The sequence below is a fragment of the Streptomyces sp. NPDC051987 genome, from assembly GCF_040680735.1.
Classification (GTDB): Bacteria; Actinomycetota; Actinomycetes; order Streptomycetales; family Streptomycetaceae; genus Streptomyces.
This window is the reverse complement of record NZ_JBFAXI010000096.1, coordinates 14,630-31,071: the sequence shown is the minus strand read 5'-3', so window position 1 is coordinate 31,071 and position 16,442 is coordinate 14,630. Positions and strand designations below refer to the sequence as shown.

The following is a 16,442-nucleotide window of genomic DNA, read 5'->3' as shown; positions in this document are numbered from 1 at the left end:
GGCCACGACGCACCCGCACCCGACCGCCGAGGCCACATCGGCCCCGGCGAAGCCGTCCCGTCAGACGTTCACGCCGTGCTTGCGGAGGTAGGCGACCGGGTCGACGTCGGAGCCGTAGTCCGGGGTGGTGCGGGCCTCGAAGTGGAGGTGGGGGCCGGTGGTGTTGCCGGTCGCGCCGGAGAGGCCGATCTGCTGGCCCGGGACGACCTTCTGCCCCACGGAGACGCCGATGGACGAGAGGTGGCCGTACTGGGTGTACATGCCGTCGGCCATCCTGATGACGATCTCGTTGCCGTACGCCCCGCCCCAGCCGGTGGAGACCACGGTGCCGGAGCCGACCGCGTGCACGGCGGTGCCGCTCGCGGCGTGGAAGTCGATGCCGGTGTGGGTACCGGAGGACCACAGGGAGCCGCCGGTCCGGTAGCCGGTGGAGACGTAGGAGTCGCTGATCGGCGCGACGAAGGTGTTCAGGCGCTTGCGCTCGGCCTCGCGGGCGGCGCGTGCCTTGGCCGCGCGCTCCTTCCTGGCCTGCTCCGCGGCCTTCTCGCGGGCTGCCTGCTCGGCCGCCTTGCGCTCGGCGACGGCCTGCTGGGCCGCGGCCTGGGCGTCGATCTGATCGGCGACGGAGTCACTGATGGTGATGACCGGGGTGAGGCCGGTCTGCTCGACGGAGTTCTCGGCGGCGAGCGCCGGAGCGGCCGAGACGGTGCCGATGACACCCGTGGTGGTGAGGGCCGCGATACCGGCGGCCTGCGCGGTGGTGCGCTTCACCCGGCCGGGACGACGGTGCTTCCCGGAGGCGCACATGAACGCCATGTAGAGGCTGGTCCTTTCCTTCCCTCTCGCCTACCGGGTTAGCTGACGGGTTCGGAGCAGGAAGGTCTCCTACGGGCCCCCTCGCGACACGCGCGGGCGCCCGATTCACCCCAGGGACTGCGTGGGTCCCCGGCTCCCCTGGCTCGCGCCGTACGGGGACTCGGCGATGGCTGTCCGGTGCCGCGGGCGCGGCGCACTGCCTGACGGACAGCCCGGATGAACCTACGAAAGCCCGCCTTCAATGCTCAAACGGAACCCCGTTTTTGTCGCGCATCCCACAGGGCAGACAGGCAACCTCCGCCCCAATTCGGACATTCCAGAGCCCTGGTGACCGGGTTGGCCGCCAGGGCTCTGCACACGCGCGTGCCGCTACTCGGCGGTGACGACCGTGACTTCGCCGATCCCGAGCGCCTCGACGGGCTCCTTGATCTGTGCCGCGTCGCCGACGAGGACGGTCACCAGGCGGTCCACCGGGAAGGCGTTCACGACCGCCGCGGTGGCCTCCACGGTGCCCGTGTTGGCGAGTTGCCGGTACAGCGTGGCCTGGAAGTCGTCGGGCAGGTACTGCTCGACCTGGTCTGCCAGCGTGCCCGCGACGGCCGCCGCCGTCTCGTACTTGAGCGGCGCCACCCCGACGAGGTTCTGCACGGCCACGTCGCGCTCGGCGTCGGTAAGGCCCTCGGCGGCGAGGGTGCGGAGCACCGTCCACAGGTCCGCCAGCGCGGGGCCGGTCTTCGGGGTGTCCACCGAGCCGCTGATGGCGAGCATCGAGGCGCCGGTGCCGTCGGGGGCGGAGCGCAGGACCTGCCCGAAGGAGCGGACGCCGTAGGTGTAGCCCTTCTCCTCGCGCAGCACGCGGTCCAGCCGGGAGGTGAGGGTGCCGCCCAGGCAGTAGGTGCCCAGCACCTGGGCGGGCCAGACGCGATCGTGCCGGTCGGGGCCGACGCGGCCGATGAGCAGCTGGGTCTGGACGGCGCCGGGGCGGTCCACGATGACGACCCGGCCGGTGTCGTCGGCGGTCACCGGCGGGACCGGGCGGGGCTGTGCGGTGGAGCCGCGCCAGGCGCCCAGGGTCTCGCCGAGCAGTTCGTCGAGGTCGATGCCGGTCAGGTCGCCGACGACGACCACGGTGGCCGTGGCGGGGCGGACGTGCCGGTCGTAGAAGGCGCGGACGGCGGCCGCGTCGATCTTCTCGACGGTGTCCTCGGTGCCCTGGCGCGGACGGGACATCCGCGCGGCGCTCGGGAACAGCTCCTTGTAGAGCTCCTTCGCCGCGCGGCGGCTGGGGTTGGCCAGCTCGTGCGGGATCTCGTCGAGGCGGTTGCGGACCAGCCGCTCGACCTCGCTCTCGGCGAAGGCGGGCGCCCGGAGGGCGTCGGAGAGCAGCCCGAGGCCCTTGGCGAGCCGGGAGGCGGGCACCTCCAGGCTGATCCGGACGCCAGGATGGTCGGCGTGCGCGTCGAGGGTGGCGCCGGCCCGCTCCAGCTCGGCGGCGTACTCCTCGGCGGAGTGCTTGTCGGTGCCTTCGGAGAAGGCGCGCGCCATGATCGTGGCGACGCCGTCCAGGCCGGCCGGCTCGGCGTCCAGGGGCGCGTCCAGGAGCACCTCGACGGCGACGACCTGCTGGCCGGGGCGGTGGCAGCGCAGCACGGTCAGGCCGTTGTCCAGGGTGCCGCGCTGGGGGGCGGGGAAGGCCCAGGGCCTGGCCTCGCCGGGCTGCGGCTGGGGGTGGAAGTCCATGGTGGCGAGCTCGGTCACTTGGCCGTCTCCTCGTCGTTGTCGCCGGCCTCGACCGTGGCCTCGGCCTCGGGGTCCTCGGGTACGTCGGCGTCCTCGACCGACTCCGGGGACTTGGGTTCGTAGACGAGCACCGCGCGGTTGTCGGGGCGCAGGCGTGCCTTGGCGACCTCCTGGACCTCCTCGGGGGTGATCTGGAGGACGCGCTGGACGGCGGTCAGGGCGAGCTGCGGGTCGCCGAACAGGACCGCGAACCGGCACAGTTCGTCGGCGCGGCCCGCGACGGTGCCGAGCCGGTCCAGCCACTCGCGCTCCAACTGGGCCTGGGCGCGCTCCATCTCCTCGGGCGTCGGGCCCTCCGCGGCGAACCGGGCGAGCTCCTCGTCGATGGCGGCCTCGATGACCGGCACCTCGACGTCGCCGGAGGTCTTCACGTCGAGCCAGCCCAGGGAGGGCGCCCCGGCGAGCCTGAGCAGCCCGAAGCCGGCGGCGACGGCCGTACGGTCACGGCGCACCAGGCGGTTGTAGAGGCGGGAGGACTCGCCGCCGCCGAGGACGGTCAGAGCCAGGTCGGCCGCGTCGGACGCGCGCGTGCCGTCCTCCGGGAGCCGGTAGGCGGCCATCAACGCGCGCGCGGGCACCTCCTCCACGACGACCTCGCGCAGCTGCTCGCCGATGATCTCGGGCAGCGAGCCGTCGCGCGGGGTGGGCTTGCCGTCGTGCGCCGGGATGGAGCCGAAGTACTTCTCGATCCAGGCGAGCGTCTGCTCCGGGTCGATGTCGCCGACGACCGACAGGACGGCGTTGTTGGGCGCGTAGTAGGTGCGGAAGAACGCGTGCGCGTCCTCCAGGGTGGCCGCGTCCAGGTCCGCCATGGAACCGATCGGCGTGTGGTGGTAGGGGTGGCCCTCCGGGTAGGCGAGCGCCGTCAGCTTCTCGAAGGCGGTGCCGTAGGGGACGTTGTCGTAGCGCTGGCGGCGCTCGTTCTTGACGACGTCCCGCTGGTTCTCCATCGACTCGTCGTCGAGGGCGGCGAGCAGCGAGCCCATGCGGTCGGCCTCCAGCCAGAGGGCGAGCTCCAGCTGGTGGGTGGGCATGGTCTCGAAGTAGTTGGTGCGCTCGAAGCTGGTGGTCCCGTTGAGCGAGCCGCCGGCGCCCTGGACGAGCTCGAAGTGGCCGTTGCCCTTCACCTGGGCGGAGCCCTGGAACATCAGGTGCTCGAAGAGGTGAGCCAGACCGGTACGGCCCTTGACTTCGTGCCGGGAACCGACGTCGTACCAGAGGCAGACCGCCGCGACCGGGGTCAGGTGGTCCTCGGAGAGCACCACGCGCAGACCGTTGGCCAAGCGGTGCTCGGTCGCTTTCAGGCCTCCGGAGCCTGTCTCGGCCGTGGTCGTGTGACCCATGGGCATGTACGTCCCTTCGCTCGCGGAAGCGGTCTCGAACCGCGGTTTTTCTGCCGGTCCTGCCACTGTATGCAAGCGTGCGGGGACCCGGCGAAGTTCCCGCACGACGTACGCCCACAGCGGATCGCACGGGCGGATCGCGTAGCCTGCGTCCCACCCGCCCCGTGACGGCTTCCGGCACCGGGGCGGGCCGCGGCGACCGGGTCCCGGCCCGGGTTGTCGGTGCCGCGGTCCACAATGGTCCGCGTCAGATCCGTTCACGCATGAGCAAGGAGCCGGCAGCGATGGCCCGCCGCAGCACGAAGACCCCGCCGCCCGACGACTCGTTCGAGGAGAGGATCCTCGACATCGACGTCGTGGACGAGATGCGCGGCTCCTACCTCGAGTACGCGTACTCGGTCATCTACTCGCGCGCCCTGCCGGACGCCCGCGACGGCCTCAAGCCGGTGCACCGCCGGATCGTCTACCAGATGAACGAGATGGGGCTGCGCCCCGAGCGCGGCTATGTGAAGTGCGCGCGCGTGGTCGGCGAGGTGATGGGCAAGCTGCACCCGCACGGCGACTCGTCGATCTACGACGCGCTGGTGCGCATGGCCCAGCCGTTCTCCATGCGCGTCCCGCTGGTCGACGGCCACGGCAACTTCGGCTCGCTGGGCAACGACGACCCGCCGGCCGCCATGCGGTACACCGAGTGCCGGATGGCCGAGGCGACCAGCCTGATGACCGAGTCGATCGACGAGGACACGGTCGACTTCGCGCCCAACTACGACGGCCAGGAGCAGGAGCCGGTGGCGCTGCCCGCCGCCTTCCCGAACCTCCTGGTCAACGGCTCGTCCGGGATCGCGGTCGGCATGGCGACGAACATGCCGCCGCACAACCTCGGCGAGGTGATCGCCGCCGCCCGCCACCTGATCCGCTACCCGAACGCGGACCTGGACGCGCTGATGAAGCACGTCCCGGGCCCCGACCTGCCCACCGGCGGCCGGATCGTCGGTCTGGAGGGCGTCCGGGACGCCTACGAGACGGGCCGTGGCACGTTCAAGATCCGGGCCACGGTGTCGGTGGAGACGGTGACGGCCCGCCGCAAGGGCCTGGTCATCACGGAACTGCCCTTCACGGTCGGCCCCGAGAAGGTCATCGCCAAGATCAAGGACCTGGTCAACGCCAAGAAGCTGCAGGGCATCGCCGACGTCAAGGACCTCACCGACCGCGAGCACGGGCTGCGTCTGGTCGTCGAGATCAAGAACGGCTTCGTGCCGGAGGCGGTCCTGGAGCAGCTCTACAAGCTGACGCCGATGGAGGAGTCCTTCGGCATCAACAACGTGGCGCTGGTGGACGGCCAGCCGCTCACGCTGGGTCTCAAGGAGCTCCTTGAGGTCTACCTGGACCACCGCTTCGACGTGGTCCGCCGGCGCAGCGAGTTCCGCCGCGGCAAGCGCCGCGACCGGCTGCACCTGGTGGAGGGCCTGCTCACCGCCCTCGTCGACATCGACGAGGTGATCCGGCTGATCCGCTCCAGCGAGAACAGCGCACAGGCCAAGGAGCGGCTGATGGAGCGCTTCTCGCTGTCGGAGATCCAGACGCAGTACATCCTCGACACGCCCCTGCGGCGCCTGACCAAGTACGACCGCATCGAGCTGGAGGCGGAGAAGGACAAGCTCACCGCGGAGATCGCCGAGCTGACCCGGATCCTGGACTCGGACGCGGAGCTGCGCAAGCTGGTCTCGGCCGAACTGGCCGCGGTGGCCAAGAAGTTCGGCACTGAGCGGCGCACGGTGCTGCTGGAGGCGTCGGGTGCCCCGGCGGCCGTGGTGGAGCTCCAGGTGGCCGACGACCCGTGCCGGGTGCTGCTCTCCTCGACGGGCCTGCTGGCGCGCACGGCGAACGGCGAGCCGTTCCCGGAGGACACCGGCGGCAAGCGCGCCAAGCACGACGTCATCGTCTCGGCTGTCCCCGCGACCGCGCGCGGTGAGGTCGGCGCGGTCACCTCGACGGGCCGTCTGCTGCGCATCAACGTCGTCGACCTCCCCCAGCTCCCGGAGACCGCGACCGCCCCGAACCTCGCCGGCGGCGCCCCGCTCTCCGAGTTCCTCTCCCTCCAGGACGGCGAGTCGGTGGTCTGCCTGACCACGCTGGACGAGTCCTCGCCGGGTCTCGCCCTCGGCACCGAGCAGGGCGTGGTCAAGCGCGTGGTTCCCGACTACCCGTCCAACAAGGACGAGTTGGAGGTCATCACCCTCAAGGAGGGCGACCGGATCGTGGGCGCGGTGGAGCTGCGCACCGGCGAGGAGGACCTGGTCTTCATCACGGACGACGCGCAACTGCTGCGCTACCAGGCCTCCCAGGTGCGTCCGCAGGGGCGCCCGGCGGGCGGTATGACGGGCATCAAGCTCACGGAGGGCGCGAAGGTCATCTCCTTCACGGCCGTCGACCCGGCGGCCGACGCGGTGGTCTTCACGGTGGCCGGCTCCCGCGGCACGCTCGACGACTCGGTGCAGACGACCGCCAAGCTGACCCCGTTCGACCAGTACCCGCGCAAGGGCCGGGCCACCGGTGGCGTGCGCTGCCAGCGGTTCCTGAAGGGCGAGGACTGCCTGTCCTTCGCCTGGGCGGGCCCGGTCCCGGCGAAGGCGGCCCAGAAGACCGGCACCCCGGCCGACCTCCCGGAGATCGACCCGCGCCGCGACGGTTCCGGTGTGTCGCTCCCGAAGACGGTGTCGGTGGTGGCGGGTCCGGTCTAGGCCTCGTACCCGTCGTACCCGTCGTCGGGGCCCTCCGTCAGGCCCTGGACGTAGCGTAGGACGCCCCACATGCCGTGCTCGTCGGCGTGCGGGGCGTCGTTCGTGCACGCCTCGAGTTCCTTGCGCAGCGCGGCCGCGTCGATGCCGGAGCCGATCAGCACGAGCTGGGTGCGCCGCTCCTCGCCGTGCCCCCAGGCCTCGGGGTAGAACCGCAGGAACCGCCCCACGGCGTGCACGGCGTACCGGTTGCCCGTGTCGTACGGACCGAAGTCGACGTACCCCTTGATCCGGTAGAGGCCCTCGGGCCGGCTGTCGAGGAAGGCCATCAGCCGCCGGGGGTCGAGGGGCAGCCCGGAGGCGAAGGACAGGCTGTCGTAGGCGGTGTGCAGATGTCCCCCGTGCGCGCCGTCGCCGGCGGGGTGGTGGTCGCGCAGGTCGTCGAAGGACAGCTGACCGATGCGCTCCTGACCGGGCCGGCAGTCGAACAGGAATTCGGGGTCGATCCGGCCGTAGGTCGCCTGGACGACGGCGGCCCCGCGGTCGCTGAGCGAGCGCACGAGCCCGAGGACGCGCTCGCCGTCCGCCGCGGCCCGGTCGAGCTTGTTGACGACGACCAGGTCGGCGAGGGCGAGATGCCGGTCGATCTCGGGGTGTTTCGCGCGCGTGCCGTCGAACTCGGCGGCGTCGACGACCTCGACGAGGCCGCCGTAGACGATGCCGGGATGCTCGCTGGCCAGCAGCATCCGGACCAGTTCCCGGGGCTCGGCCAGACCGCTGGCCTCGATCACGATGACGTCGACACCGGTGCCGGGGCCCGCGAGCCGCTCCAGGTAGACGTCCAGTTCGCCGGCGTCGACGGCGCAGCACAGGCACCCGTTGCCGAGCGAGACGGTCGAGTCCCCGAGGGCGCCCGCCACGGCCATCGCGTCGATCTCGATGGCCCCGAAGTCATTGACGATCGCCCCGATCCGGCTGCCCCCGCTGCGGTGCAGCAGGTGATTGAGGAGCGTGGTCTTCCCTGACCCCAGGAATCCGGCCAGGACGACAACCGGGATCTGCCGGGAGGTGGGGCGCTGCTCCAACGGGGGCCTCTTTCGCACGAGCGGGGTGTGGCGGGCCGGTCCAGGATAGGAAACGGCCCGCCTCCGCCCGCCGCGCTCCGCACCAGGCACCCGGGTGCGGCGCCGGGCATCCGGGTCCGGCGCCGGGCGGAGGGCGGAGGGCGACCGGCACGGGTCACTGGTTGCTGAACGCCGAGTCGAAGGACGCCTTGGGCAGCGGCCACAGGGCGGAGCGGATGCGGCCGACGGCCTCGGCCGCGCCGTGCAGGCGGTCCATGCCCGCGTCCTCCCACTCCACCGAGACGGGGCCGTCGTATCCGATGGCGGCCAGGGCGCGGAAGGCGTCCTCCCAGGGCATGTCGCCGTGGCCGACGGAGACGAAGTCCCAGCGCCGGCGGGGGTCGCCCCAGGGCAGGTGCGAGCCGAGGATCCCGGCGCGTCCCGACGGCGGCCGCAGCCGGGTGTCCTTGCAGTCCACGTGGTAGATGCGGTCGGCGAAGTCCGTGATGAAGCCGACGGGGTCGACGCCCTGCCAGATCATGTGCGAGGGATCCCAGTTGAAGCCGAAGGCGGGACGGCACCCGATGGCTTCGAGGGTGCGCTCGCTGGTCCAGTAGTCGTAGGCGATCTCGGACGGGTGGACCTCGTGGGCGAAGCGCACGCCCTCGGCGTCGAACACGTCGAGGATCGGGTTCCAGCGGCGCGCGAAGTCCTCGTAGCCCTCGTCGATCACCGCCTGGGAGACGGGCGGGAACATCGCCACGTACTTCCAGATCTTGGATCCGGTGAATCCGACGACGGTGTCGGCGCCGAGCCTGCGGGCGACCCGCGCGGCACGCTTCATGTCCTCGGCCGCGCGCTGCCGGACGCCCTCCGGATCGCCGTCGCCCCAGACCTCCGGGCGCAGGATCGCCTGGTGCCGGAAGTCGATCGGGTCGTCGCACACGGCCTGGCCGCCCAGGTGGTGGGAGATCGCCCAGACCTTCAGCCCGTGGCGCTCCAGGATCGCCTGCCGGTGGGGCAGGTAGTCGGGGTCGGCCTCGGCGCGGGCCAGGTCCAGGTGGTCGCCGGAGGCCGCGATCTCCAGACCGTCGTAGCCCCACTCGGCCGCCAGGCGCGCCACCTCCTCGAACGGCAGGTCCGCCCACTGGCCGGTGAAGAGGGTGACCGGCTGCCGGGCCGGTTCCTGGCTCTGTGCCTGGCTCTGGTTCATGTGCAGCCTCCTTGGCGTTTCCGCCACTTTAGCTTACGGTGATCAAAAGTTGACCTTGCGGGAGTCATCCCTCCCTGATTTTTCGGTCCGTTCACGCGTTAGCTCCCCGGAGAGCAAGAGAGAAGAGGTGCGCGTCATGCGCGTCGGTGTCATCGGTACCGGCTTCATGGGGGCCGTGCACACCCGGTCCGCGCTCGTGGCGGGCGGCGAGCTGGTGGGCGTGGTCGGGTCGACGCCCGAGAAGGGCCGTCGCGCCGCGGCGGAGTTCGGGGCCGGCCGCGGCTTCGACTCGGCCGAGGAACTGCTGCGGCACGGCGTGGACGTGCTGCACGTGTGCACGCCCAACGCCACGCACGCCGGGTTCTGCCGGGCGGCCCTCGCCGCCGGTGTCCCGGTGGTCTGCGAGAAGCCGCTGGCCACCGACCCCGAGACCGCCCGCGAGCTCACCGCCCTGGCGGCGGAGCGCGAACTCGTCACCGCGGTGCCCTTCGTGTACCGGTACTACGCGGCCGTGCGCGAGGCACGCGACCGGATCAGGCGGCCGGGACACCGGCCCCCGTGGCTGATCCACGGCAGCTATCTGCAGGACTGGCTCGCGGACGGCCAGGCCACCGACTGGCGGGTCGACCCGGCGGACGGCGGGGCCACGCGCGCGTTCGGGGACATCGGTGTCCACTGGTGCGATCTCGCCGAGTTCGTCACCGGACAGCGGATCACCCGGGTGAACGCGTCCTTCGCCCGCGCGGTCGCGGCCCGGCCGGCGGCGGACGGCACCCCGCGCCCCGTCGAGACCGAGGACGGCGCGGTCGTCCTGCTCGAAACGGACGCAGGCGCGATCGGATCGGTGGTGGTCAGCCAGGTCTCCGCCGGGTACAAGAACGCGCTGTCGTTCTCCTTCGACGGGCCCGACGCCAGCTACGCCTTCCGCCAGGAGACTCCGGAGTCGCTGTGGATCGGCGGCCGGAACTCCAACGAAGTGGTGCTGCGTGACCCGAACCGGCCCGGGGCGCCCGCCGGGCGGGCGGCCCGGCTGCCGTCCGGGCATCCGCAGGGCTACTACGAGGTCTTCGCCGACTTCGTCGCGGACGCCTACGCGGCGATCGGCGGCGAACAGGTGACCGGCATGCCGTCCTTCGCCGACGGGCTGCGAGCGGCCGAGATCGCCCAGGCGGTCGTCGACTCGGCACGCGGCGGCGGCTGGGCCGACGTCCCCGCGGCCGCCCCCGCCGTCCGGCCCGCGTAGGCGGCGGTCGCCTCTGGAAAAAGCGTGCAGGGCGTCGCGAGGCGGACCGGGACGTTCGCCACACGCCCTACCGGGCCCCCGCCAGCGGCGCGCCGAGGGGAAGCGGCTCGGTGACGCCGCCGGTGCGGGCGCGGATCCCGCGGGGGCTGCCGTGCGGGAGCCACTGGTCGAGCAGGTCCGGGTGCAGCAGCTCGTCGACGGCCAGGGCCGCCGCTCCGACGACTCCCTCCAGGCGGTCCGGGGCGACCTGGGCGATGACGAGTTCGTCGGTGGCCAGCGGCAGCGACCGTCTGGCCACCACCTCCGCGACGGGGTCCCGGAACAGGTCGCCCGCCTGCGCCAGCACGCCGGCGAGATAGACCGTCGACGGGTTGAAGACGCTGACGAGCGTCGCGAGCTGCCCGCCGACCAGCTCACCCGCCCGGGTGACGAGCTCGGTGCTGACGCGGTCGCCGGCCCGGCAGCCGTCGAGCACGTCGGTGACGGCCAGCGGCGCGTCCCGGCGCTCCAGCCGCTCCAGGCGGTCGGCCAGGAAGGGGCTGCGTCCCTCCAGGGCCGCGGCGCGTGCGTCCCGGGTCAGGGCCCAGCCGCCCGCGAACGCTTCGAGGCAGCCGAACTTGCCGCACCGGCACCGGTGGCGGGACTCCTCGGCGACGATGGTGTGCCCGAGGTCGCCGGCCGCGCCGCGCGCCCCCCGGTGCAGCCGCCCCCTGGAGATCAGGCCCAGCCCGATGCCCGTGCTCGCCTTCACGAGCAGGATGTTGTCGCCGGCGGTCGCCCGGGTCCGGCTCCAGGCGCCCAGCGCCATGAGGTTGGCGTCGTTGTCGACCCAGGCAGGCACGGCGTAGCGGGCTTCGAGCCGGTCCCGGAGCGGAAAACCGTGCCAGCCGGCCATGATGGGGGGCCGCACCGGCGTCCCGCGCGCGAAGTCGACCGGTCCGGGGACGCCCACGCACACCCCCCACAGGCGGTCGCGCAGCTCCGCGCTCAGCAGCCTCTCCGCCACCTCGACCAGCGTGTCCAGGGAGGCCTCCGGGCCCGATTCGATGTCCCACGGCACCCGCCGGTCGGCGAGCACGGTCCCGTCGAGGCCGGTCACCGCGGCGTGCAGATGGGTGGCGCCGAACACCGCGCCGAGGACGACACCGCCGCCGGACGCCATCCGCAGGATGCGGGAGGGCCGCCCGCCGGTGGAGGGGGCCGGCTCGCCCTCGGCCACCAGTCCGACCCGGATCGCGTGCTCCACCCGCTGCGTGACGACCGTCCGGCCGAGCCCGGTCTGCCGTCCGAGGTCCGGCCGGGTCACGGCCGTTCCGCTCCTGATCAGACTCAGGATCAGGGAGAGGGTACGGGTGTGGTCGGTCATGCAGTGAGCTTATGGTCCCGGCGCCCGCTGCCGTCGCCGACCGCCAGGAGGGGAGGCGCTCGGCCGGCGTGGCACCGCCACGCATCAATATTGATCGAGTCAATCCATACCGATGCGGCTACGGTGACGCCCATGAGCGATCAACACCCCGTTCCCGGCGGTCCCGCGCGGCGCCTGAGCACCAAGGAGACCGCCGAACTGCTCGGCGTCAAGGCCGAGACCGTGTACGCCTACGTGAGCCGGGGCCAGCTCAGCAGCAGACGCGAGCCCGGGGGCCGCGCCAGTACCTTCGACGCCGAGGAGGTGGCGGCGCTGGCCCGCCGCAACAGGCGGGAGGCGGCCGGGAGTCCGGGCTCCGGCGGTGACCTGTCGGTGCGCACGCGGATCACGCTGATCGACAGGGACCGGTACTTCTTCCGGGGCGTCGACGCCACCGAACTCGCCGCGCACCACTCCTACGAGGAGGTGGCCGAGTGGCTGTGGACGGGCCGTATGACCCGCGGGGCGACCTTCACCGCACCGGAGGCCACCGTCGCGGTCGCCCGCCGGGCCGTCGACGCGCTGCCCGAGCACACCTCGCCCGTCGACCGGCTGCGGGTCGCCACGATCGCCGCGGCCGCCGAGGACCCACTGCGCTTCGACCTGTCCGAGGAGTCCGTCCTCGGCACCGCGCGCGTGCTGATCCCCACCCTCGTCGCCGCGCTCCCCGCGCAGCACCGACGGGGGCCCGACGACGGCCCGCTGGCCCACCGCCTGTGGCGCAGGCTGACCGGCATCGAGCCCGGCGACGCCGCACTGCGCTTCCTGGACACGGCGCTCGCGCTGCTCGCCGACCACGACCTGGCCGCCTCCACCCTCGCGGTCCGGGTCGCCGCCTCCGCGCGCGCCCACGCGTACGCGGCCGTGTCGGCCGGGCTCGGCGTGCTGGAAGGCCCCTTGCACGGCGCCTCCAGCGGCCTCGCCCACCGGTTGCTGCTCGACGTCCTCGACCGGGGCAGCGCGGCCACGGTGATCGCGGACGAACTCCGCGCGGGCCGCCGCATTCCCGGTCTCGGTCACCCTCTCTACCAGGGCGAGGATCCACGCGCCCGGGTCCTGTTCGCGCTGCTGACGGAGGTCCCCCGGGCGGAGCCCGCCCTGCTCGCGGCCCGGGACGTCGTCGCCACGACCGCCCGGCACACCCCGCTGCACGCCAACGTGGACCTGGCGCTCGCCGTGTTCACGGCCTCGTGCGGCATGCCGGCCACCGCGGGCGAGACGATCTTCGCCGTCGCCCGGACGGCGGGCTGGATCGCCCACGCCCTGGAGGAGTACGGCGAACGTCCGCTGCGCATGCGTCCGAGCGGTCACTACGTCGGACCGAAACCGCCGCAGCCCCTGCCCGGATGACCCCCCTTCGGTCCCTCTTCGGCGGCGCGAACGGGCGAGGCCGGACCTCACTCCGCGGCAAGTCAGGTTAGGCTCACCTCTGTGAGTAGGTGCGCAACCGTCTCCCGGATGCTCGACGAGCCTGTGTCCGGTACCGCCGCCACCGCGACGACGTGGCTGCTCCTGGAACAGCCCGGCCCGTGGGGTCCCAAAGCGCTCACGTCGAGCCATCTGGACCCCGCGCTGGGCCGCGCCCTGGAGGCCGCCGCCGAGGGCACCGGGGTGCGGATCGCGCTGATCCGCCGCCCCGGCCGTCACGCCGACTCCGGCACCCCCGCCGAACGGCAGGTGTACGCCGCCCACACCGTCCCGGGGAACGTCTGGCTGCACGGCGCCACGACCCGCGACCCGCACCGGCTGCTCGGCCTCGACTTCCAGGCGCTCGGTGCGGGCGACCACCGTTCGTTCGGCGCGGCCCTCGACGGCCGGCCGCACCGGGGCAGCCCGCTCGCGCTCGTCTGCACCAACGGCAAGCGGGACCGCTGCTGCGCCCTGCTGGGCCGCCCGCTCGCCGCCGAGCTGGCCGCCTCCGGGGTGACGGGCACCTGGGAGGTCACCCATCTGGGTGGTCACCGCTTCTCCCCGACGGTGCTCGTCCTGCCGTACGGCTACGCCTACGGCCGCGCCGAGGCGCATACCGTCAAGGACGCCGTGCACGGCATCCAGGAGGGGCGTGTGGTGCTGGACGGGTGCCGCGGCTGCTCCGCCTGGGAACGGCCGGGACAGGCGGCGGAGCTGGCCGTGCGGGAGGCGGTGGGCGAGTACGCCGCGGGCGTGCTGAGCGTCGTTCGGACCGAGGGCGCGGCCCCGCGCTGGGAGGTCACCGTCGGCCACGCCGACGGCCGTCGCTGGCGGGTCGGTGTGGCCCAGGGCGCCTCGCTGCCGCCACGCCCGGAGAGCTGCGGGGTGTCGGTGCTGGGGTCGCCGGCCCGGATGGACGTGGTGTCGCTGCGGGAGCTGCGGGCGACGCCGGCGCTGGCGAGCTGACCGGGACTTTCCCAAGAACTGGTCAAGAGATCCACACCACACCCCCTTAAGGTGGGCGTACCCGCGCACGTACCGTCGTGGCTATGAGCCCCACGCCCCCCGTGCGCCGTCTGCGCCCCCGGCTGCCCCGGAAGGTGTTCTCACAGGTCCTGCTGATGCAGCTGGCGATCGCCGCCGGAGTCGCCGTGCTCGCGACCGGGCTCTTCCTGGCGCCCCTGAGCAAGCAGCTGGACCAGGAGGCGATGCGCAGGGCCCTGGCGATCGCCGAGACCACGGCCCAGGACCCCGAGATCGCCGAGGGCGTGCTGACCTCCCCGCCCAGCGTGGACGGACCGGTGCAGAAGGAGGCGGAGCGGATCCGCAAGGCCACGCACGCCGAGTACGTCGTGGTCATGGACCGGGGCGGATTCCGCTGGTCGCACACCACTCCCTCGGAGATCGGCCAGCATGTCTCGACCAGTCCCCAGGAGGCGCTGGAGGGCAAGGAGGTCATGCAGATCGACAACGGCACCCTGGGCCGCTCCGCACGCGGCAAGGTGCCGCTGTACGACGCGCGGCACCGGATCATCGGGGCGGTCTCGGTCGGCATCGCCTACGACAGTGTGCGGGCCCGGCTGCTCAGCACGATCCCCGGGCTGTTCGCCTACGCCGGCGGTGCCCTCGCGGTCGGCGCGCTGGCCGCCTGGCTGATCTCCCGCCGGGTCCAGCGGAAGACCCGGGACCTCGCCTTCTCCGACATCTCGGCGCTGCTCGCGGAGCGCGAGGCGATGCTGCACGGCATCCGGGAAGGCGTCGTCGCCCTCGACCGCGCCGGCCGCATCCGGCTGCTCAACGACGAGGCGAGACGGCTCCTGGGCATCGGTGACGAGGCCGTCGGCCGGTCCCCCGACGAGGCGCTCGGCGCGGGCCGTACGACCGATGTGCTCGCCGGCCGGGTGACCGGCACGGATCTGCTCACCGTGCGCGGGCAGCGGGTCCTGGTCGCCAACCGGATGCCCACGGACGACGGCGGCGCCGTCGCCACCCTGCGTGACCGCACCGAACTGGAGCAGCTCGGGCGGGAACTCGACTCCACGCGCGGTCTCATCGACGCTCTGCGCGCCCAGGACCACGAGCACGCCAACCGCATGCACACCCTGCTCGGGCTGCTGGAACTGGAGATGTACGACGACGCGGTGGAGTTCGTCGGCGAGGTGGTCGGCGACCACCGGGTCACTGCCGAGCAGGTCACGGAGAAGATCCAGGACCCGCTGCTGGCGGCCCTGCTGGTCGGCAAGGCCACCGTCGCGGCGGAACGCGGGGTGGCCCTGTGGGTGTCCGACCACACCTGGCTCCCGGACCGGCTGGTCGATCCCCGGGGCCTGGTCACGGTGGTGGGCAACCTGGTGGACAACGCGCTGGACGCGGTCGCCGGTACGCCGCACGCGCGCGTGGAGGTCGAGTTGTGCGCGGAGGGCCGCGCGATCGTCCTCAGGGTGCGGGACACCGGGCCCGGGATCCCGGCGGCGCAGCGGGAGCTGGTCTTCACCGAGGGCTGGTCCACCAAGAAGCCGCCCGCACACGGCAAGCGCGGCATCGGGCTCCCCCTGGTGCGCCGTCTCGCGGAACGGCAGGGCGGCAGCGCGACCGTGGACGAACCGGAGGGCGGGGGCGCCCAGTTCACCGTCGTCCTGCCCGAGGCGCTGACCGAACCGGGGCTGGAGCCGGCCCCGGCGCTCGCACCGGCCGACGAGGAGGCCCGATGATCGAGGTTCTGGTCGTGGACGACGACACCCGGGTCGCCCGGGTCAACGCCGCCTACGTCGAGAAGGTGCCCGGCTTCCACGTGGCGGGCGAGGCCCACAGCGCGGCTCAGGCGCTGCGCCGGCTGGAGATGCTGCCCCGCCTCGACCTCGTCCTCATGGACCACTACCTGCCCGACGACACAGGCCTCGCGGTGGTCCAGGAGATGCGCCGACGCCGTCACCAGACCGACGTGATCATGGTGACGGCGGCCCGGGACGTGTCCACCGTGCAGGCGGCGATGCGGCAGGGCGCCCTGCAGTACCTGGTCAAGCCGTTCGCGTTCGCCGGGCTGCGCGCCAAACTGGAGGCGTACGCGCGGCTGCGGCGCACTCTGGACGGCGGCGGCGAGGCCGAACAGGCCGAGGTGGACCGCATCTTCGGCGCCCTGTCCGCACCGTCCGAGCCGGGGCTGCCCAAAGGGCACTCCCCCACCACCGCCGAGCTGGTGCGCCAGTGCCTGTTGAGTGCCGAGGGCCCGTTGTCGGCTCAGGAGATCGCCGAGCGGACGGGTGTGAGCCGGCAGACCGCTCAGCGTTATCTGAAGCTCCTGGAACGCACGGGAAGGGCCCGGCTGACCCTCAAGTACGGCGACGCGGGCCGCCCCGAACACCGTTACATGTGGGCGACCCGCGGCTGAGGCGTGCTGCTTGGCCGACTCG

The 16,442-nt window shown here is 72.9% G+C and carries 12 protein-coding genes and 1 riboswitch; of the genes, 6 read left to right on the top strand and 6 right to left on the bottom strand.

Annotated features, from left to right (window positions below):
• Positions 1 to 60 precede the first annotated feature (60 nt).
• The 3 genes from AB0M11_RS34170 to AB0M11_RS34160 all read right to left on the bottom strand — a co-directional run bounded on the left by AB0M11_RS34170 (position 61) and on the right by AB0M11_RS34160 (position 3,965).
• Entirely contained in the window at positions 61 to 816 is a 756-nt protein-coding gene (locus AB0M11_RS34170; RefSeq protein WP_365712027.1) for a M23 family metallopeptidase, read from the bottom strand.
• A 12-nt stretch (positions 817 to 828) separates the two neighbouring features.
• Positions 829 to 992, bottom strand: a riboswitch (cyclic di-AMP (ydaO/yuaA leader).
• Positions 993 to 1,185: 193 nt separating this feature from the next.
• Positions 1,186 to 2,574, bottom strand: coding sequence for a pitrilysin family protein (locus AB0M11_RS34165; RefSeq protein WP_365712026.1), 1,389 nt, complete (start codon positions 2,572 to 2,574; stop codon positions 1,186 to 1,188).
• Positions 2,571 to 3,965 (bottom strand): pitrilysin family protein, encoded by a 1,395-nt coding sequence (locus tag AB0M11_RS34160; RefSeq protein ID WP_365712025.1) that lies wholly within the window; start codon positions 3,963 to 3,965, stop codon positions 2,571 to 2,573. The genes AB0M11_RS34165 and AB0M11_RS34160 overlap by 4 nt, the downstream gene beginning before the upstream one ends.
• A gap of 278 nt (positions 3,966 to 4,243) precedes the next feature.
• On the opposite strand from AB0M11_RS34160, the gene AB0M11_RS34155 reads away from it, so the two are divergent.
• Positions 4,244 to 6,700 carry a DNA topoisomerase IV subunit A gene (locus tag AB0M11_RS34155; RefSeq protein WP_365712028.1) on the top strand — a complete coding sequence of 819 codons (2,457 nt, stop codon included), beginning with the start codon at positions 4,244 to 4,246 and terminating at the stop codon, positions 6,698 to 6,700.
• On the opposite strand, the gene AB0M11_RS34150 is transcribed toward AB0M11_RS34155, so the two are convergent.
• Together AB0M11_RS34150 and AB0M11_RS34145 are read right to left on the bottom strand one after the other, a co-directional pair.
• Positions 6,697 to 7,782, bottom strand: coding sequence for a GTP-binding protein (locus AB0M11_RS34150; protein ID WP_365712024.1), 1,086 nt, complete (start codon positions 7,780 to 7,782; stop codon positions 6,697 to 6,699). The genes AB0M11_RS34155 and AB0M11_RS34150 overlap by 4 nt on opposite strands.
• Positions 7,783 to 7,936: 154 nt before the next feature.
• Complete coding sequence (locus AB0M11_RS34145) at positions 7,937 to 8,974, bottom strand: sugar phosphate isomerase/epimerase (RefSeq protein WP_365712023.1); 1,038 nt, start codon at positions 8,972 to 8,974, stop codon at positions 7,937 to 7,939.
• Positions 8,975 to 9,110: 136 nt separating this feature from the next.
• Between AB0M11_RS34145 and AB0M11_RS34140 the strand changes: the two genes are divergently transcribed.
• On the top strand, positions 9,111 to 10,217 hold the full coding sequence (locus tag AB0M11_RS34140) for a Gfo/Idh/MocA family oxidoreductase (protein ID WP_365712022.1): 1,107 nt from the start codon (positions 9,111 to 9,113) through the stop codon (positions 10,215 to 10,217).
• Positions 10,218 to 10,284: 67 nt separating this feature from the next.
• On the opposite strand, the gene AB0M11_RS34135 is transcribed toward AB0M11_RS34140, so the two are convergent.
• Entirely contained in the window at positions 10,285 to 11,583 is a 1,299-nt protein-coding gene (locus tag AB0M11_RS34135) for an ROK family protein (RefSeq protein ID WP_365712021.1), read from the bottom strand.
• A 132-nt stretch (positions 11,584 to 11,715) separates the two neighbouring features.
• On the opposite strand from AB0M11_RS34135, the gene AB0M11_RS34130 reads away from it, so the two are divergent.
• The 4 genes from AB0M11_RS34130 to AB0M11_RS34115 all read left to right on the top strand — a co-directional run bounded on the left by AB0M11_RS34130 (position 11,716) and on the right by AB0M11_RS34115 (position 16,420).
• Positions 11,716 to 12,972, top strand: coding sequence for a citrate synthase (locus AB0M11_RS34130; RefSeq protein ID WP_365712020.1), 1,257 nt, complete (start codon positions 11,716 to 11,718; stop codon positions 12,970 to 12,972).
• Between the two features lie 81 nt (positions 12,973 to 13,053).
• Complete coding sequence (locus AB0M11_RS34125; RefSeq protein WP_365712019.1) at positions 13,054 to 13,998, top strand: sucrase ferredoxin; 945 nt, start codon at positions 13,054 to 13,056, stop codon at positions 13,996 to 13,998.
• Positions 13,999 to 14,081: 83 nt separating this feature from the next.
• Positions 14,082 to 15,743 carry a sensor histidine kinase gene (locus tag AB0M11_RS34120; RefSeq protein ID WP_365712018.1) on the top strand — a complete coding sequence of 554 codons (1,662 nt, stop codon included), beginning with the start codon at positions 14,082 to 14,084 and terminating at the stop codon, positions 15,741 to 15,743.
• Positions 15,740 to 16,420, top strand: a complete 681-nt coding sequence (locus tag AB0M11_RS34115; protein ID WP_365712017.1) for a response regulator — start codon at positions 15,740 to 15,742, stop codon at positions 16,418 to 16,420. Before AB0M11_RS34120 ends, AB0M11_RS34115 begins: the two co-directional genes overlap by 4 nt.
• Positions 16,421 to 16,442 lie beyond the last annotated feature (22 nt).